The 16231-nt window shown below is 70.6% G+C and carries 18 protein-coding genes and 4 tRNA genes; 6 read left to right on the plus strand and 16 right to left on the minus strand.

Annotated elements, in window-relative coordinates; all coding sequences use genetic code 11:
- Positions 1 to 448 precede the first annotated feature (448 nt).
- From rplL to JXZ78_RS25745, 8 genes are all read right to left on the minus strand, one after another.
- Positions 449 to 835: a 50S ribosomal protein L7/L12 gene (gene rplL, locus JXZ78_RS25710; RefSeq protein WP_030017005.1), complete on the minus strand. Its 387-nt coding sequence runs from the start codon at positions 833 to 835 to the stop codon at positions 449 to 451.
- 89 nt (positions 836 to 924) lie between these two features.
- The gene (rplJ, locus tag JXZ78_RS25715; protein WP_030017006.1) at positions 925 to 1476 is read right to left on the minus strand and encodes a 50S ribosomal protein L10; all 552 of its coding nucleotides are present in this window, start codon (positions 1474 to 1476) and stop codon (positions 925 to 927) included.
- A 307-nt stretch (positions 1477 to 1783) separates the two neighbouring features.
- On the minus strand, positions 1784 to 2641 hold the full coding sequence (locus tag JXZ78_RS25720; RefSeq protein ID WP_030017007.1) for an SCO4651 family lipoprotein: 858 nt from the start codon (positions 2639 to 2641) through the stop codon (positions 1784 to 1786).
- 205 nt (positions 2642 to 2846) lie between these two features.
- Positions 2847 to 3569, minus strand: a complete 723-nt coding sequence (rplA, locus tag JXZ78_RS25725; RefSeq protein ID WP_030017008.1) for a 50S ribosomal protein L1 — start codon at positions 3567 to 3569, stop codon at positions 2847 to 2849.
- 106 nt (positions 3570 to 3675) lie between these two features.
- Positions 3676 to 4110: a 50S ribosomal protein L11 gene (gene rplK / locus JXZ78_RS25730; protein WP_030017009.1), complete on the minus strand. Its 435-nt coding sequence runs from the start codon at positions 4108 to 4110 to the stop codon at positions 3676 to 3678.
- Positions 4111 to 4278: 168 nt separating this feature from the next.
- On the minus strand, positions 4279 to 5202 hold the full coding sequence (nusG, locus tag JXZ78_RS25735) for a transcription termination/antitermination protein NusG (protein WP_030017010.1): 924 nt from the start codon (positions 5200 to 5202) through the stop codon (positions 4279 to 4281).
- 72 nt (positions 5203 to 5274) lie between these two features.
- On the minus strand, positions 5275 to 5568 hold the full coding sequence (gene secE / locus JXZ78_RS25740) for a preprotein translocase subunit SecE (protein ID WP_030017011.1): 294 nt from the start codon (positions 5566 to 5568) through the stop codon (positions 5275 to 5277).
- Positions 5569 to 5677: 109 nt separating this feature from the next.
- Positions 5678 to 5750, minus strand: a tRNA-Trp gene (locus JXZ78_RS25745).
- 184 nt (positions 5751 to 5934) lie between these two features.
- Between JXZ78_RS25745 and JXZ78_RS25750 the strand changes: the two genes are divergently transcribed.
- The gene (locus tag JXZ78_RS25750) at positions 5935 to 7167 is read left to right on the plus strand and encodes a pyridoxal phosphate-dependent aminotransferase (protein WP_033036936.1); all 1233 of its coding nucleotides are present in this window, start codon (positions 5935 to 5937) and stop codon (positions 7165 to 7167) included.
- Positions 7168 to 7286: 119 nt separating this feature from the next.
- On the plus strand, positions 7287 to 8309 hold the full coding sequence (locus JXZ78_RS25755) for an adenosine deaminase (RefSeq protein WP_030017013.1): 1023 nt from the start codon (positions 7287 to 7289) through the stop codon (positions 8307 to 8309).
- A 48-nt stretch (positions 8310 to 8357) separates the two neighbouring features.
- Here the strand turns inward: JXZ78_RS25755 and JXZ78_RS25760 are convergent, their stop codons facing one another.
- The 6 genes from JXZ78_RS25760 to JXZ78_RS25785 all read right to left on the minus strand — a co-directional run bounded on the left by JXZ78_RS25760 (position 8358) and on the right by JXZ78_RS25785 (position 10987).
- Complete coding sequence (locus JXZ78_RS25760) at positions 8358 to 9413, minus strand: UDP-N-acetylmuramate dehydrogenase (RefSeq protein WP_030017014.1); 1056 nt, start codon at positions 9411 to 9413, stop codon at positions 8358 to 8360.
- 69 nt (positions 9414 to 9482) lie between these two features.
- Positions 9483 to 9917 (minus strand): MaoC family dehydratase, encoded by a 435-nt coding sequence (locus JXZ78_RS25765; RefSeq protein ID WP_030017015.1) that lies wholly within the window; start codon positions 9915 to 9917, stop codon positions 9483 to 9485.
- A 4-nt stretch (positions 9918 to 9921) separates the two neighbouring features.
- Positions 9922 to 10377 carry a MaoC family dehydratase N-terminal domain-containing protein gene (locus JXZ78_RS25770; RefSeq protein WP_030017016.1) on the minus strand — a complete coding sequence of 152 codons (456 nt, stop codon included), beginning with the start codon at positions 10375 to 10377 and terminating at the stop codon, positions 9922 to 9924.
- Between the two features lie 164 nt (positions 10378 to 10541).
- Entirely contained in the window at positions 10542 to 10706 is a 165-nt protein-coding gene (gene rpmG, locus JXZ78_RS25775) for a 50S ribosomal protein L33 (RefSeq protein WP_006604855.1), read from the minus strand.
- A gap of 88 nt (positions 10707 to 10794) precedes the next feature.
- Positions 10795 to 10867, minus strand: a tRNA-Met gene (locus JXZ78_RS25780).
- Between the two features lie 47 nt (positions 10868 to 10914).
- Positions 10915 to 10987, minus strand: a tRNA-Thr gene (locus JXZ78_RS25785).
- A 182-nt stretch (positions 10988 to 11169) separates the two neighbouring features.
- Between JXZ78_RS25785 and JXZ78_RS25790 the strand changes: the two genes are divergently transcribed.
- On the plus strand, positions 11170 to 12459 hold the full coding sequence (locus JXZ78_RS25790) for an amidohydrolase family protein (RefSeq protein WP_030017017.1): 1290 nt from the start codon (positions 11170 to 11172) through the stop codon (positions 12457 to 12459).
- An 81-nt stretch (positions 12460 to 12540) separates the two neighbouring features.
- On the plus strand, positions 12541 to 13203 hold the full coding sequence (locus tag JXZ78_RS25795; RefSeq protein ID WP_030017018.1) for an SDR family oxidoreductase: 663 nt from the start codon (positions 12541 to 12543) through the stop codon (positions 13201 to 13203).
- A 119-nt stretch (positions 13204 to 13322) separates the two neighbouring features.
- Here JXZ78_RS25795 and JXZ78_RS25800 read toward each other — a convergent pair.
- Positions 13323 to 13404: transfer RNA gene (locus tag JXZ78_RS25800), tRNA-Tyr, on the minus strand.
- 193 nt (positions 13405 to 13597) lie between these two features.
- Here JXZ78_RS25800 and JXZ78_RS25805 point away from each other — a divergent pair.
- Positions 13598 to 14086 (plus strand): YajQ family cyclic di-GMP-binding protein, encoded by a 489-nt coding sequence (locus tag JXZ78_RS25805; RefSeq protein ID WP_030017019.1) that lies wholly within the window; start codon positions 13598 to 13600, stop codon positions 14084 to 14086.
- 132 nt (positions 14087 to 14218) lie between these two features.
- On the opposite strand, the gene JXZ78_RS25810 is transcribed toward JXZ78_RS25805, so the two are convergent.
- Positions 14219 to 15385: a hypothetical protein gene (locus tag JXZ78_RS25810; protein ID WP_157851439.1), complete on the minus strand. Its 1167-nt coding sequence runs from the start codon at positions 15383 to 15385 to the stop codon at positions 14219 to 14221.
- 115 nt (positions 15386 to 15500) lie between these two features.
- Here JXZ78_RS25810 and JXZ78_RS25815 point away from each other — a divergent pair, with 115 nt between their 5' ends.
- The gene (locus tag JXZ78_RS25815; RefSeq protein ID WP_050501948.1) at positions 15501 to 16229 is read left to right on the plus strand and encodes an antibiotic biosynthesis monooxygenase; all 729 of its coding nucleotides are present in this window, start codon (positions 15501 to 15503) and stop codon (positions 16227 to 16229) included.
- Positions 16230 to 16231: the final 2 nt, after the last annotated feature.

Genomic DNA, 16231 nt, shown 5'->3' on the forward strand with positions numbered 1-16231 from the left:
AAAGGGTCAGTGTAGCCACTCGGCACACTGATGTCCAGAGCGAGTTTCCGGAGACCGGTTCAGCACCGTGATACCGATCTTCTCCCTCCGGTAGGCGGCACCCTCCGTGACGGAGGTACCCCTCTTTGTTCGTCTCAACGCCAACGTCTTATGCCTGCCACGAGCCGTGCGCCAACAGGCGCACCTCGATGCTTCCCTCTTCGCCGGCGATCCATGCCTCGAACCCGGATCGCTTCTGACGTCGCGTCCTGAGAATTGCGCGCTGCGTGCGGTTCGTCAAGGCCCCCCACCCACTGGAAGATCGTCACGGGGTGCACGGCCGGGCAACGAAGATCACCATACTCGCACGGAATGCCGGGGCGGCGCAGCCGCGGCCCGAACGCCCGAAGGCGACCACCCGCATGGGTGATCGCCTTCAGGTTTGCGAAGAGTCAGCAGACTCGTCGGGTCACTTGACCTCGACGGAGGCGCCGGCGCCCTTGAGGGCCTCGGCGGCCTTGTCCGCGGCGTCCTTGGCGACCTTCTCGAGGACCGGCTTCGGGGTGCCGTCCACGAGGTCCTTGGCCTCCTTCAGACCCAGCGAGGTCAGCTCGCGCACGACCTTGATGACCTGGATCTTCTTGTCGCCGGCACCGGTGAGGATGACGTCGAACTCGTCCTGCTCCTCGGCGGCCTCGGCGGCCGGGGCACCCGGGGCGCCGGCGGCGGCAACGGCGACCGGGGCGGCAGCCTCGACGTCGAACTTCTCCTCGAACTTCTTCACGAAGTCGGAGAGCTCGAGCAGGGTCATCTCCTCGAACTGGGCCAGCAGTTCGTCCTGGGTGAGCTTCGCCATGGTGGCGGTCCTTCCACTAATTCGGCTGGTGCCGGATGTACATTGCGGCGGGCGTGCTGAGCAGACGTGCCCGCTGGACTGCGGAGTGGTTACTCCGCGGCCTCGGCGGGAGCCGGCTCACCGGCACCGCCCTGCTCGACCTTGCTGCGAAGAGCTTCCGCGGTGCGGACCATCTTCGTGAGCGGGGCCTGGAAGGTCGCCGCGGCCTTGGCCATGGACGCCTTCATGCCACCCGCCAGCTTGGCGAGCAGAACCTCGCGGGACTCGAGGTCCGCAAGCTTCTTGATCTCGTCGGCGGACAGCGCCCTGCCGTCGAGGACACCGCCCTTGATGACGAGAGAGGGGTTCTCCTTGGCGAAGTCACGAAGACCCTTAGCCGCCTCGACCGGGTCACCGGTCACGAAGGCGACAGCCGTCGAGCCCTTGAGGTGCTCGTCCAGCGTGATCCCGGCCTCATTGGCCGCAATCTTGGTCAGCGTGTTCTTCACCACACGGTACTGAGCGTTGTCACCGAGCGAACGGCGCAGCTGCTTGAGCTGAGCGACGGACAGTCCGGTGTACGCGGTCACAACAGCGGCGTTGGAGTTACGGAGCTTCTCCGTGATCTCCTCGACGGCTGCGACCTTGTCGGGCCTCGCCATGAGCCTCGGCCTCCTTCCGGGTGATGAGGACCGCGCAGAAGGGGCTGGGCAAAACAAACGCCCCGGCGCGGGCGCACGGGGCATGGCTCAACCGGGAAAACAGAGTTCTTCCGGGAGTTCTTCCTCGTCCACCTGCGCAGGCCGTCCGCAGCTAGCGGATCCTTCGGTTCCGTACGCCCGTAAAGGCGCACAGAGACAACCAGCGGTCTTTGGCTTCTTCGCTACGGTACGCGAACGGCCGTCGCGCAGGCAAATCCGTTCCGGGCCCGGCGGCGCGCCGGGCCCGGAACGGCGGGGCGGGAGGGCGTCAGCCCTTCAGGCCGCCGCCCGCGGCACCGGCGCCGAGCTTGCCGGCGTCGTTCACCTGCGAGGCCGGGGGCTCCTGGACGTCGACCTTGGTGCCGTAGTCGGAGTAGTAGACCGTGCTCTCCGCGCCGCCCATGTTGTTCTGGGCCTTCTCGGTCTTCTTGACGAGCAGGTCGCCCGGGCCGATCCACAGGTCGACGGTCTCGTTCTTGGTGCCGCTCTGCTTGAGCGACTCCTCCAGCGCCTTCATGTCCTTCTCGCTGAAGTCCTTGGAGGCCTGCATCCGCGTCAGCTCGGCCACGTCGAAGGTGGCGGTGTAATGGGTCGTCCGGACCCCGCGCACCTCCTCCGTGCCCACCTTCTTGGCCTTGCCCGACGCGATGACCAGGCCCATCGCGCGCGACGGGTTGTTGTTCTGCATCTGATCCTTGATCAGCGCGAAGCTCGGGTTCTGCTTGGCGAGCGCGTCGAAGCCGTACTTCATCCACGGCTTGCCGCCGAGGCCGAGGTTGATGTACATCGCCTCCGGCGTGGCGAGCACCTTCATGGGCTTGCCGCCGCCCAGCCCGCCCTGGCCGGTCATCTCGGCGGTCATCCGCACGCCCTCGGCCCAGTCCAGCTCGCCCTTCATCGTCCGCGTCATCGCGCCCGACCTGCTGGTCGTCTCGACCTTGGCCGACTTCTCCGCGCCGGTCTTCTCGGAGGCCGTCCGCAGCGCCGCGGCGGCGGCCTGGGCGGGCGAGCCGTTGCCGCCCCCGTCGCCGCCCGCCTTGCTGCCGCCGTCCTTGTCACCGCAGGCGGTCAGGCCCGCCATCATGACGACGCCGGCCACGACCGCCGTGATCCGCGCAGTACGCACGTGTGTCTCCCCGTTGTAGATCAGTTTTACGACTGCGGGTGAGCGTAGTGCAGAGGAGTGACAGCGCCTGCCGCCGGACCCCGCGGCGTCCCGAACGCCCCGTGCCGTCCCGTACGGACCCGTTGGCCGCGAAAAGCGCCGGGCCCCGCACCTCGGACGAGGTGCGGGGCCCGGCGTACGCGTACGCGCGCGCCTGCCGTCAGACTCAGACGGCGAGCGCGTCCTCCTCGACGAGGAGGTTGCGGGTGCGGTTGCCGTCGACCGGGACGCCGGGGCCCATCGTGGTGGCGATGGTGGCCTTCTTGATGTAGCGGCCCTTGGCGGCGGACGGCTTGAGACGGTTGATCTCCTCCAGCGCCGCGGCGTAGTTCTCCACCAGCTTGGCGTCGTCGAAGGACACCTTGCCGATGATGAAGTGGAGGTTCGCGTGCTTGTCCACGCGGAACTCGATCTTGCCGCCCTTGATGTCGGTGACAGCCTTGGCGACATCCGGGGTGACGGTGCCGGTCTTCGGGTTCGGCATCAGACCACGGGGACCGAGCACGCGGCCGAGGCGGCCGACCTTGCCCATGAGGTCCGGCGTGGCGACGACGGCGTCGAAGTCCAGGCGGCCCTTGGAGACCTCGTCGATCAGTTCGTCGGAGCCGACGATGTCGGCGCCGGCGGCTTCCGCGGCCGCAGCACGGTCGCCGGTCGCGAAGACCAGGACCCGGGCGGTCTTACCGGTGCCGTGCGGAAGGTTCACGGTGCCACGGACCATCTGGTCGGCCTTGCGCGGGTCGACACCCAGACGCATGGCGACCTCGACGGTCGCGTCGAACTTGGCCGCGGAGGTCTCCTTGGCCAGACGGACGGCCTCGAGCGGGGCGTACAGACGCTCCCGGTCGATCTTCGCGTCCGCGTTGCGAAGAGTCTTGCTGCGCTTCACTGCTGCTCCTGAATGGTGGCGATGGAGTCGTGGTACGGGCCAGCGCCTGGCCCTGCCACGTGCCCCGTGGTGCGGCGGGTGCCGCGGGGCGGATGCGGGGTGGCTGTCAGCCCTCGACCGTGATGCCCATGGAACGGGCGGTGCCGGCGATGATCTTCGACGCGGCGTCCAGGTCGTTGGCGTTCAGGTCGGGCATCTTGGTGGTGGCGATCTCGCGGACCTGGTCGGCCGTGATCTTGGCGACCTTGGTCTTGTGCGGCTCGCCGGAGCCCTTCTCCACGCCCGCGGCCTTCAGGATCATCTTCGAGGCCGGCGGCGTCTTGGTCACGAAGGTGAAGGAACGGTCCTCGTAGACCGTGATCTCCACCGGGATGACCCAGCCACGCTGCGACTCGGTCGCGGCGTTGTAGGCCTTGCAGAACTCCATGATGTTGACGCCGTGCTGACCCAGCGCGGGGCCGACCGGCGGAGCCGGGTTCGCGGCACCGGCCTGGATCTGGAGCTTGATGAGCCCCGTGACCTTCTTCTTCTTGGGAGGCATGCTCTCTCCGGGTCCTAGTGAGAGGTTTTTCGCCAGACCATCCGGTCATCCGGATGGAGGCATACCGCACAACGATAACGGGTACAGAGGTGCGGCCAAAAACCGAGCAGGTCAGACGGTCCCCGAGGGGCTCGCCTGACCTGTTCGGAAGCGTGGTTCCAGAAGGTGTCAGTTCTTCTGGATCTGGTCGAAGCTCAGCTCGACCGGGGTCTCGCGGCCGAAGATCTCGACGAGGCCCTTGACCTTCTTCGAGTCGGCGTTGATCTCGTTGATCGTGGCCTGCAGCGTGGCGAACGGGCCGTCGGTGACGGTGACCGAGTCGCCCACCTCGAAGTCCAGCACCTGGACCTCGACCTTGCGGGACGGGGCCGGCTTGCCCTCGGCCTCGGCGGCCTCCTTGGCGGCCTTCTCCTCGGCCTCCGGGGCGAGCATCTTGACGATCTCGTCCAGGGTCAGCGGGTACGGGTCGTAGGCGTTGCCCACGAAGCCGGTCACGCCGGGCGTGTTGCGCACGACGCCCCAGGACTCGTTCGTCAGGTCCATGCGCACGAGCACGTAGCCCGGGAGCTTGTTCTGGCGGACGTTCTTGCGCTCGCCGTTCTTGATCTGGACGATCTCTTCCTCGGGGACCTCGGCCTGGTAGATGAAGTCCTCGACGTTGAGCGAGACGGCGCGCTGCTCCAGGTTGGCCTTCACGCGCTTCTCGTAGCCCGCGTAGGTGTGGATCACGTACCACTCGCCCGGCAGGGTGCGCAGCTCTTCGCGGAGCGCGGCGATCGGGTCGACCGGCTCGGCCTCGACCTCGGCCTCAGCCTCGGCGTCGTCCTGCGCCGCGTCCTCGTCGGTCTCCGCCGCGTCGGCCTCGTCGTCGGCCTCGACGCTCACCGCGGCCTCCTCGGCGGGCTCGCCCGCTTCGGCGTCCTCGGTGTCGAGCTCGTCGGCCGCGTCGGCGCCCTCGACGATCTCGCGAGCGCCCTCTTCGTCGGCAAGCGCCGCAGCGTCGCCCTCGACCTCGGCCGAGGCAGCCGCGTCAACGTCGGCCGCTGCCGTCTCGACGGAGTCGGCGGCGTCGTTCAGGTTCGGGTCAGACACGGTGGCTGCTTCTTCCTGGCTTCAAGGGGTTGAACATGCAAAGGGGCGCCCGCAAAGGCGCCCTTCGCGGGATCAGCCGAAGACGTACTTGACGGCCTCGTTGAATCCCAAGTCAATCACGGTTACAAGACCGATGACGATGACGACGAAGACGATCACCACAGTGGTGTACGTCGAGAGCTGTCCCCGCGTGGGCCAGACGACCTTGCGGAGTTCGGCGATGATCTGCCGGTAGAAGAGTGCGAGGCGGGCGAACGGGCCCTTCTTGCCGCGCTTGCCGCCGCGGCGGGGCTTCTTCGCGTCCGAGCCCTCGTCTTCGGAACGACCGCGCTCAGGCATGTCGATGGAGCCCAGGGCGTCCGTCACTCGTCCTCACCTGAATCCGGGTCGTTGGCCGTGCCGCGCCCGGTAGAGCCGCACGGCGGTGCATTTCAGTACGTACGCGTGCACGCGACTCGGCAACGAGTGCGTGTAGCAGGGCCGGAGGGACTTGAACCCCCAACCGCTGGTTTTGGAGACCAGTGCTCTACCAATTGAGCTACGACCCTTTGTGGTTCCCCCAACCTACCGCATCCCGGCCACTGCACGAGGTGCGTGACCGTTCGCGCCCTGTCGGGGGCCAACGGTCTGCGAGTGTACGTGGTTCGCGGCCGGGCGTCGAACAGAAAGCCCCGAGGTGGTGCCCGCAAACCCGTGTGCCCGCCCCGACGGCGGTCTGGGAACATGCAGTACATGAGCGCTACTCCTCCCGCACAGTCCCCCACCGACCGTCGGGTGTCGGCCCGCGTCGGGTCGATCTCCGAGTCCGCGACCCTCGCCGTGGACGCCAAGGCGAAGGCCCTCAAGGCCGCCGGGCGTCCGGTGATCGGCTTCGGCGCCGGTGAGCCCGACTTCCCCACGCCGGACTACATCGTCGAGGCCGCCGTCGAGGCCTGCCGCGACCCGAAGTTCCACCGCTACACCCCGGCCGGCGGCCTGCCCGAGCTGAAGGCCGCCATCGCGGCGAAGACGCTGCGCGACTCGGGGTACGCGGTCGAGGCGGCGAACGTGCTGGTCACCAACGGTGGCAAGCAGGCGATCTACGAGGCGTTCGCGGCGATCCTGGACCCGGGCGACGAGGTCATCGTGCCGGCCCCGTACTGGACCACCTACCCGGAGTCGATCCGGCTGGCGGGCGGCGTGCCGGTGGACGTGGTGGCCGACGAGACCACCGGTTACCGGGTCTCCGTGGAGCAGCTGGAGGCGGCCCGTACCGACCGTACGAAGGTGCTGCTGTTCGTCTCGCCGTCCAACCCGACCGGCGCGGTCTACACCCGCGAGCAGGTCGAGGCGGTGGGCCGCTGGGCCGCCGAGCACGGCCTGTGGGTCCTGACGGACGAGATCTACGAGCACCTGGTCTACGGCGACGCGGAGTTCTCCTCGCTGCCGGTCGTGGTCCCGGAGCTGCGCGAGAAGTGCATCATCGTCAACGGCGTGGCCAAGACGTACGCGATGACCGGCTGGCGGGTGGGCTGGGCCATCGGCCCGCAGGACGTGATCAAGGCCGCGGCGAACCTCCAGTCGCACGCCACCTCCAACGTCTCCAACGTGGCGCAGGCGGCGGCCATCGCCGCGGTCTCCGGCGACCTGGACGCCGTCGAGGAGATGAAGGTCGCCTTCGACCGGCGCCGCAAGACGATGGTGCGGATGCTCAACGAGATCGAGGGCGTGCTGTGCCCCGAGCCGGAGGGCGCGTTCTACGCCTACCCGTCGGTCAAGGGCCTGCTCGGCAAGGAGATCCGCGGCAAGCGCCCGCGGACCAGCGTGGAGCTGGCCGGGCTGATCCTGGAGGAGGCCGAGGTGGCGGTCGTCCCGGGTGAGGCGTTCGGCACGCCGGGCTACCTGCGCCTGTCGTACGCGCTCGGTGACGAGGACCTGGTCGAGGGCATCTCGCGGGTCCAGAAGCTGCTGGCCGAGGCCAAGTAGCGCACAGCGGCGGATGCGCGGGCCCCGGGGCTTCCCCGGGGCCCGCATCTGCTTTCGGGCGGGCGCTCGTTCGGGAAAGGGCCTACCGGCGCGTCGGGCCCGTACGGCAAGATCCTGGGATGGAACGTGTACGCGATGTCCGAGGGCTGCCCAAGGCCCACCTGCACCTGCACTTCACGGGGTCGATGCGGCCGTCGACCCTGCTGGAGCTCGCCGACAAGTACGGCGTGCACCTGCCGGAGGCCCTGAAGGGCGGCGAGCCGCCGAGGCTGCGGGCCACGGACGAGCGCGGCTGGTTCCGCTTCCAGCGGCTGTACGACATCGCACGCTCCTGCCTGCGCTCCCCGGAGGACATCCAGCGGCTGGTCAGGGAGGCCGCCGAGGAGGACGTACGGGACGGCTCGGGCTGGCTGGAGATCCAGGTCGACCCGACCTCGTACGCGCCCCGGCTGGGCGGGCTGATCCCGGCGCTGGAGATCATCCTGGACGCGGTGCGCGCCGCCTCCCGGGACACCGGCCTCGGGATACGGGTCCTGGTGGCCGCGAACCGGATGAAGCACCCCCTGGACGCCCGTACGCTGGCCCGTCTCGCGGTCCGCTACGCCGACCACGGCGTGATCGGTTTTGGTCTCTCCAACGACGAGCGGCGCGGTTTCGCGCGCGATTTCGACCGGGCCTTCGCCATCGCCCGTGAGGGCGGGCTGCTGGCGGCGCCGCACGGCGGCGAGCTGTCCGGTCCTTCGAGCGTGCGGGACTGCCTGGACGACCTGCACGCGTCCCGTGTCGGCCACGGGGTGCGGGCGGCGGAGGACCCGGCGCTGCTGCGGCGGCTGGCCGAGCGCGGGGTGACCTGCGAGGTCTGCCCGGCGTCGAACGTGGCCCTGGGCGTCTACGAGAAGCCGGAGGACGTACCGCTGCGCACGCTGTACGACGCCGGGGTCCCGATGGCGCTGGGCGCCGACGACCCGCTGCTGTTCGGCTCCCGGCTGGCGGAGCAGTACGAGATCGCGCGCGCGGCGCACGGCTTCTCGGACGCGGAGCTGGCCGAGCTGGCCCGCCAGTCGATCGAGGGCTCGCGGGCGCCGGAGGGCGTGCGGCGGGAGCTGCTGGCGGGGGTGGCGGCGTGGCTCGGGGAAGGCTGAGCCTTCCGAGCCCCGACGCGTCCTGGCTCCACCGGGCTCCGGCGCGTCCTAAAGGGTGACGCCGACCGTCACCGGCTCGTTGACCAGCGTGACGCCGAAGGCCGCGCGGACGCCCTCACGGACCTCGCGGGCCAGCGCGAGCAGGTCCGCGGTGGTGGCCTCGCCGCGGTTGGTGAGGGCGAGGGTGTGCTTGGTGGAGATGCGGGCCGGGCCGTCGCCGTAACCCTTGGTGAAGCCGGCGCGGTCGATGAGCCAGGCGGCCGAGGTCTTCACGCGCCCCTCCCCCGCCGGGAAGGCGGGCGGGGCGACGTCCGCGCCGAGGCGCTCCTGGACGCGGGCGAGGAAGTCCGCGTACTGGGTCTCGGTGAGGACCGGGTTGGTGAAGAAGGAGCCCGCCGACCAGGTGTCGTGGTCCTCCGGGTCCAGCACCATGCCCTTGCCGGCCCGCAGCTTGAGCACGGTCTCGCGGGCGTCGGCGGCCGGCACCCGGTCGCCCGCCTCGACACCGAGGGTGCGGGCGGTCTCCGGGTACTTGATCGGCGCGGACAGGCCGCCCGCGTCCTCCAGGGCGAAGCGCACGCGCAGCACGACGAACCGGCCGGGGTGCTCCTTGAAACGGCTGTGGCGGTACGAGAACGCGCATTCGGCGTTCGAAAGGGTCACGGTCTCGCCCACCGTGCGGTCGTACGCGACCACCTCGGTGATGGTGGAGGACACTTCCTGTCCGTACGCGCCCACGTTCTGGATGGGCGTGGCACCCGCCGAGCCGGGGATGCCGGCCAGGCACTCGATGCCCGCGAGCCCGGCCTCGACCGTACGGGCCACCGCGTCGGACCAGTTCTCGCCCGCGGCCAGCGTCAGGCCGGTGCCGTCCAGCGCGAAGCCGCGGGTGGCGATGCGCAGCGCGGTGCCCTCGAAGCCCTTGTCGCCGATGACCAGGTTGCTGCCGCCGCCGATGACCAGCAGCGGCGTGCCCGCCGCGTCGGCCTCGCGGACGGCCGCGACCACCTCGTCGTCCGTGGTCGCGGTGAGCAGCCGGGTGGCCGGACCGCCGAGGCGGAAGGTGGTCAGCGGGGCGAGGGGAGCATCGGTGAGTTCCTGCACGGGCTCAAGAGTACGGGGGCGGTCCGCCGCTCCGGCCGGGCCGCCCCCGTGCAGTGACGATCACTCGGCTCAGGCGAGCCGCACCACCGCGCGCGACATCCCGAGCACCTTCTGCCCGGCGCTGGTCGCGGTCAGGTCGACCCGGACCGTACGGGCCTGGTCGTCCAGCTTGGCCGCGACCTTGGCGCTGACCTCGATGACCGCGCCCTCGTCGTCGTTGGGCACCACGACGGGCTTGGTGAAGCGCACGCCGTACTCGACGACGGCGCCCGGGTCGCCGGTCCAGTCGGTGACCACGCGGACCGCCTCGGCCATGGTGAACATGCCGTGCGCGATCACGTCGGGCAGGCCGACCTCCTTGGCGAACTTCTCGTTCCAGTGGATCGGGTTGAAGTCACCGGAGGCGCCCGCGTAGCGCACGAGCGTGGCACGGGTCACAGGAAAGGTCTGCGCCGGGAGTTCGGTGCCGGCCTCGACGTCGTCGTAAGAGATCTTCGCCGTCATCGCGTCAGCCCTCCTGCCCGGCGGCGCGCGCCACCAGCTTCGTGAAAGCGGTCACCACGTGCTCGCCCGCTTCGTCGTGCACCTCACCACGGATATCGAGAATGTCGTTTCCCGCCATGGATTTGATCGCCTCGATGGTCGAGGTGACCGTCAGCCGGTCGCCGGCGCGCACCGGGCGGGTGTAGACGAATTTCTGGTCGCCGTGCACCACCCGGCTGTAATCGAGACCCAGCTGCGGATCTTCGACCACCTGTCCGGCCGCCCGGAAAGTGATGGAGAACACAAAGGTCGGCGGGGCGATCACATCGGGGTGACCGAGCGCCCTGGCGGCTTCGGCGTCGGTGTACGCCGGCGCGGGGTCCCCGATCGCCTCGGCGAATTCGCGGATCTTCTCCCGGCCGACCTCGTAAGGAGCGGTGGCCGGGTAGCTCCGCCCGACAAAGGACTGGTCGAGCGCCATGGGCTCGCAACCTCCCTGAAGTGGTCCCTGCAAAGAACCTGACCTTGCCATACCGGCACGCCGGCGCAGCGGGGCGGCACCACGCCGCGCGCCGCCGCCGTCGCACCACAACGCCGCGAGGCCGCCCCCAAGGACTGGGGACGGCCTCGCGGACGAGCCTGGTGTTATCGCGTCTCGCGGTGTGCGGTGTGCGAGTTGCAGCGCGGGCAGTGCTTCTTCATCTCAAGACGGTCCGGGTCGTTACGCCGGTTCTTCTTGGTGATGTAGTTCCGCTCCTTGCACTCCACGCAGGCCAGCGTGATCTTCGGGCGGACGTCGGTGGCAGCCACGTGAGTGCTCCTTGACGGACGGATGGACGGATGAACGCATAGAAGAGTAGCCGATCGGAGGACCGACCCCACAATCGGCTACTGTCAGTAGCGGTGACCGGACTTGAACCGGTGACACAGCGATTATGAGCCGCTTGCTCTACCGACTGAGCTACACCGCTGTGATGCGAGTGGACCCCGCCCGAAGGCGGGATACCTCACACATCAGAGCCCCAATACGGAATCGAACCGTAGACCTTCTCCTTACCATGGAGACGCTCTGCCGACTGAGCTATTGGGGCGAGCGATGAAGACATTACACGGCCTGCCGCCAAAGGTGAAATCCGTATCCGCAGCCCCGCCCCGGCCGCCCCCGGCACCACACCGGTACGACTATTTCGCGCCTCCGTGAAGCTCCCCGGAGCGCCCCCTAGGCTCGGACCACGCTGCGTGATCTTGCACGCCCGGTCCTTCGAGGAGCGCGATGTCCGACAGCAGTCAGCCGCAGCCGGGGCCCGAGAGGGCCACGGGCAGCGACGGCACGGGCGCCGCGGCAGGCACCCTGGTCCTGTGCGACGCCCGGCTCGCCGACGGCCGCGTGGTGGACGTACGGCTCAGCGGCGGGCGCATCGAGGCGGTCGGCACGGCGGGCAGCCTCGCCCCGCAGGGCTCCCGCGTCGACCTCGGCGGATACCTGCTGCTCCCGGCCCCCGCCGAGCCGCACGCGCACTGCGACACCGCGCTGACCGCCGACGCCGCCGGCCCCGTCGCCGACACGCTCGAAGCCGTGCAGCGCCGCACCACCGAGGCGGCCCTGCTGCAACTCGGCCACGGCGCGACGGCCCTGCGCGCCCACGTACGGATCGGCGACGTCCAGGGGCTGCGGTCGCTGGAGGCCGTCCTCCAGGCGGGCCGGTCGCTGCGCGGACTGGCCGAGCTGTCCGCGGTCGCGGTGCCGCGGCTGCTCACCGGGGCGGCCGGCGCGGACGGACTGGCGATGCTGCGGGACGCTCTCAAGATGGGCGCCACGGTGGTCGGCGGCTGCCCGGACCTCGACCCCGACCCCGCCGGATACGCCGAGACCGTCCTGGAGCTGGCGAACGAGCACGGCTGCGCGGTGGACCTGCACACCGACGGCGACGACCCCGCGCGCCTCGCCCGGTTCGCCGCGATGGCGGGCGGGCTGCGGCCCGGCGTGACCCTCGGACCCTGCGCGGGCCTGTCGGCGCTGCCGCCGGAGGTGGCGGCGCGCACCGCCGAGCAGCTCGCGGCCGCCGGCGTGACGGTCGTCTGCCTGCCACAGGGCGGCTGTGCGGCCCTGGAGCGGCAGGGCGCCCAGCCGGGGCACGGCGGGGCCACGGGCGGCCTGGCGACCCGCTCAGCGCCCGTACGGCTGCTCCGCGCGGCCGGCGTCCGGGTGGCGGCGGGCAGCGGCGCCCTGCGCGACGCAGCGAACCCGGTGGGCCGCGGTGACCCCCTGGAGGCGGCGTACCTGCTGGTCTCCATGGGCGAGGCGGGCCCCGAGACCGCCTACGGGGCGGTCAGCACGGCCGCCCGCGCGACGCTGGGCCTGCCGGAAGTCCGCGTCGAAGCGGGCTTCCCCGCCGAACTGCTGGCCGTACGGGGCGAGAGCCTCGCCGGGGTGCTGTCCCTCGCGTACAGCCGGATCGTCGTCCACCAGGGACGCGTGGTGGCCCGGACGAGCGCGGTGCGCGAGTACTGCGACTCGGCGGCGGTGGTGGCGCTGGAACTGCCGCGTCAGTCGCAGCGGTGAGCGAAGGAGGCCGGGCCCCGATGCGCCTCCGGCCGCCCGGGCTGCCGCGCCGGGCCGGGTGACAGGCGTACGGTCGGGATCATGCGCATTGTCATCGCAGGTGGACATGGTCAGATCGCGCTGCGGCTGGAGCGACTGCTCGCCGGGCGCGGGGACGAGGTGGCGGGCATCATCCGCCGGCCCGAACAGGCCGGGGACCTGCTGTCCGCCGGTGCCGAGCCGGTCGTCTGCGACCTGGAGACGGCCACCGTCGCAGACATCGCCCGGCACCTCGAAGGGGCGGACGCGGCGGTCTTCGCGGCGGGAGCCGGGCCGGGCAGCGGCATCGACCGCAAGGAGTCGGTGGACCGCGGCGCCGCGTCCCTCTTCGCGGACGCGGCGGAGGCGGCCGGCGTGCGGCGCTTCGTGGTCGTGTCGTCGATGGGCGCCGACACGGAACCGCCGGCGGGCACCGACGAGGTGTTCGCCGCGTATCTGCGGGCCAAGGGCGCCGCGGACGCCGACGTACGCGCCCGTTCCGGCCTGGACTGGACGATCCTGCGGCCGGGCCGCCTGACGGACGACCCGGGCACCGGCCTGGTCCGGCTGGCCGAGTCGACCGGCCGCGACGCGATCCCCCGGGACGACGTGGCGGCCGTACTCGCCGCCCTCCTGGACGAGCCGCGCACGATCGGCCGCACGCTGGAGCTGATCAGCGGCGGCACTCCGGTCGACGAGGCCGTCCGGGCGGTCGCGGCCGACTGAGCCGTCCGGGCCCCGCTCCGCGGCGTACGCGCTGCGGGGCCCCGGCCCTCGTACGGCGAGAATCCGGCAAGCGAAAAGGCCCTGATCCGTTCTCACGGACCAGGGCCTTTTCGGACCTGTGGCGGCGCCAGGATTCGAACCTGGGAAGGCTGAGCCGGCAGATTTACAGTCTGCTCCCTTTGGCCGCTCGGGCACACCGCCATGGGTTTTGCTGCCGGGAGATCCGCCGGTGTGGCGTCGCTCCGTGGCAACGACGTAAACCATACCCGATGGCCGGGGGTGGTTCGCCACTCGGTTCTTCCCGGACCGATCATGCTCGGGGTGACTAGGCTTGCGTAGCGGTCCCAGGTGGGCCGTACCCCTGACGGATCTATGTACGAGGAGCCAACTCAAGATGGCCGACTCCAGTTTCGACATCGTCTCGAAGGTCGAGCGGCAGGAGGTCGACAACGCCCTCAACCAGGCCGCCAAGGAGATCTCGCAGCGCTACGACTTCAAGGGCGTGGACGCGTCGATCAAGTGGTCGGGCGAGAAGATCGAGATGCGGGCCAACGCCGAGGAGCGTGTGAAGGCCGTCCTCGACATCTTCCAGTCCAAGCTGGTCAAGCGCGGGATCTCGCTGAAGGCCCTGGACGCGGGCGAGCCGGAGGCCTCCGGCAAGGAGTACAAGATCTTCGCCTCCCTCGAAGAGGGCATCTCGCAGGAGAACGCGAAGAAGGTCGCCAAGATCATCCGCGACGAGGGCCCGAAGGGCGTCAAGGCGCAGGTGCAGGGCGACGAGCTGCGCGTCAGCTCGAAGAGCCGGGACGACCTCCAGGCCGTGCAGCAGCTGCTGAAGGGCAAGGACCTGGACTTCGCGCTGCAGTACGTGAACTACCGGTAGTCCATCGGCGTTCCGCCGGTGCGCCCGGCGACGGAAACGACCGGGGGCGCGGCACCGAGAACCGTCTCGGCGCCGCGCCCCCGTCGCGTTCCGCACGCCTTGTTCCGCACGCCTTGTTCCCCCACGCCTTCTCTATCCCGGGTCGCCTGCCTGCCGGGCGCGCTTGCGGCGCGTGAACAGAACGGTCGCCAGTGCGAGAGCGGCGGCGGCAGCGGCCACGGCCAGCTCGGCCTTCCGGGGACGGCCGGCGTCCCGGGCAGCATCCGGTGCGGGGGACGCTCCGGGTTCGGCCGGGACGGGCGGGGCGGCCTTGCCGGGCGGAGCGGTGTCCGTGATCTCCAGCCTGATCGGTGCCGTGTTGTTCGTGGGGTCGGTGTCCCCCTCGATGGGCTCGCGTACCGAGACCTTTCCCTCGGCGCCGTCCACCCGCCGGTCGATCCGTACGCGCAGGTCCTCGTAGTTGGGCTGACCGCCGCACTGAATGTGTCCGTCCAGGTCGTCCTGCCAGCAGGTGGAGATCTCGGAGGGGGTCCCCTCCCGCTCCTCCCTCGTCAGCGGGGCGAACGACGTCCCCGGCGGCAGCTCCACGCGCACCCCGCCGGCCCCGTCGCCGATGTTCGCCATCTCCGCGGTGGCGTACTCCCCGACCCTGCCGCGGAGCGTGACGCCCTTGACCTTCCAGTCCGCCTTCTTGCTGTTCGAGGGCGAGGCGAAGCGCAGTTCCCCGCCGCCCTCGACCGTGTCGCCGGCGACCGGTACCAGGCCGAGCGCGGGCTCCGAGCCGCGTCGGCCGGAGCTCTTGTAGTCCTCGGCGTACGGGGGCGGGTCGCCCAGCGGCCAGACGGCGTAGCGGTACGCCCCCTCGACCGTGACGTGCTCACTGGTGACCGCCGGGAGCGGCTCGGCGGTCTCGTACGCGGCTCCCACGGGCACGGCGTCCGGGAATTCGCAGAAGACCGAGCTGCCGCCCACCGGGTAGTAGCAGTTGTCATGGCCCTCGGCGGCGCCGACGACGTCGAAGACCGCGTTGCTGACCTTCACGGCCAGCACCACACCGCGGGCCGCCGGGACGTCCCCGGTGTTCTCGAAGGCGGGTGTCAGGCGGGGGACGGCCGCACGGGCGTCGACGCGGCCGGTCTCCGGATCGTCCGCGGGGAGGACGAAGGGCTCGTGGGAGCGGAGCGTGAAGGAGGGCCGCCCGCCGTTCCCGTACGGTGCGGCGGCGCCCGGCCCGAGCAGCACCGTCGCGGCGACGGCCGTCAGAAGTGCCGTGACCCGTCTGCCTGTTCGTTCCCTCACCGACGCCCACCCCCCGTGTCCCGAATCGGCCTCGAAGGGGACACCCTCGCACACCGCGCGCATGTCGAGACCCGGCGCTTGACCTCAATCTTGGTTGAGGTCGGAGGCTGTTCGCATGACTTCGGAAACGCACACCCAGCAGGCCGAGTACGTCCACCACACCGCACCGGGCGGCACCCCGGACCCGGACGCCTTCCGGGTGGACACCTTCCCCGACATCCGGCGGGCCGGCGTCGGCACCGTGCTGATCAGCGAGTGGGACGCGGAGAACCCCGAGCGGCAGCAGGCCATGGCCGAGGGCGCCGCGCGGGCGCTGCGGGCGGCGCCGCTGCCGGACGGGCTGGTCTCGCAGGTCTACCTCACCGGTACGGACGGCCGCACCGTACTCGGCTTCGGGCAGTGGGAGGAGGGGCGGGCAGGGGCGTCCCAACAGGCCGTCGAGGCGGGCGGGGCGCGGCGCTACCGCTACTACCGCAGCCTGCTGCCGCAGGGTGAGCAGCCGGAGCCGGGGTGCGTGGTGGCCGTCTCCTTCGAGACGACGGGGCACGAGGCCGCGCAGCAGCTCGTCGACGGCCTGCTGGACCTGCTGGGCGAGGTGCAGCCGGGTTCGGCCGAGACCTCGCGGACCGGGTCCGGCGGCATCTCCTCGAACTTCCACATCAGCGAGGACGGCACCCGGGTCTTCAACTACAGCGAGTGGACGGACGAGGCCGCGCACCAGCGCACGGTCGAGACGTCGTTGCAGCAGGGCGGCGCGGTGATGAACCTGATCGCGGGCATCCCGGGCGTCACCCCGCTCGGTTTCCAGCGGTACGTGACGCCTCGGGGGCTCGTACGGCGGTGAGA

This window comes from Streptomyces monomycini (assembly GCF_022271435.1).
Taxonomy (GTDB): Bacteria; Actinomycetota; Actinomycetes; order Streptomycetales; family Streptomycetaceae; genus Streptomyces; species Streptomyces monomycini.

What these genes read in the sequence shown, in the direction of transcription:
- rplL (WP_030017005.1), bottom strand. Translation starts at nt 835, where the DNA reads ATGGCGAAGCTCACCCAGGACGAACTGCTGGCCCAGTTCGAGGAGATG.
- rplJ (WP_030017006.1), bottom strand. Translation starts at nt 1,476, where the DNA reads ATGGCGAGGCCCGACAAGGTCGCAGCCGTCGAGGAGATCACGGAGAAG.
- rplK (WP_030017009.1), bottom strand. Translation starts at nt 4,110, where the DNA reads ATGCCTCCCAAGAAGAAGAAGGTCACGGGGCTCATCAAGCTCCAGATC.
- JXZ78_RS25750 (WP_033036936.1), top strand. Translation starts at nt 5,935, where the DNA reads ATGAGCGCTACTCCTCCCGCACAGTCCCCCACCGACCGTCGGGTGTCG.
- JXZ78_RS25755 (WP_030017013.1), top strand. Translation starts at nt 7,287, where the DNA reads ATGGAACGTGTACGCGATGTCCGAGGGCTGCCCAAGGCCCACCTGCAC.
- JXZ78_RS25765 (WP_030017015.1), bottom strand. Translation starts at nt 9,917, where the DNA reads ATGACGGCGAAGATCTCTTACGACGACGTCGAGGCCGGCACCGAACTC.
- JXZ78_RS25770 (WP_030017016.1), bottom strand. Translation starts at nt 10,377, where the DNA reads ATGGCGCTCGACCAGTCCTTTGTCGGGCGGAGCTACCCGGCCACCGCT.
- JXZ78_RS25790 (WP_030017017.1), top strand. Translation starts at nt 11,170, where the DNA reads ATGTCCGACAGCAGTCAGCCGCAGCCGGGGCCCGAGAGGGCCACGGGC.
- JXZ78_RS25795 (WP_030017018.1), top strand. Translation starts at nt 12,541, where the DNA reads ATGCGCATTGTCATCGCAGGTGGACATGGTCAGATCGCGCTGCGGCTG.
- JXZ78_RS25805 (WP_030017019.1), top strand. Translation starts at nt 13,598, where the DNA reads ATGGCCGACTCCAGTTTCGACATCGTCTCGAAGGTCGAGCGGCAGGAG.
- JXZ78_RS25815 (WP_050501948.1), top strand. Translation starts at nt 15,501, where the DNA reads ATGACTTCGGAAACGCACACCCAGCAGGCCGAGTACGTCCACCACACC.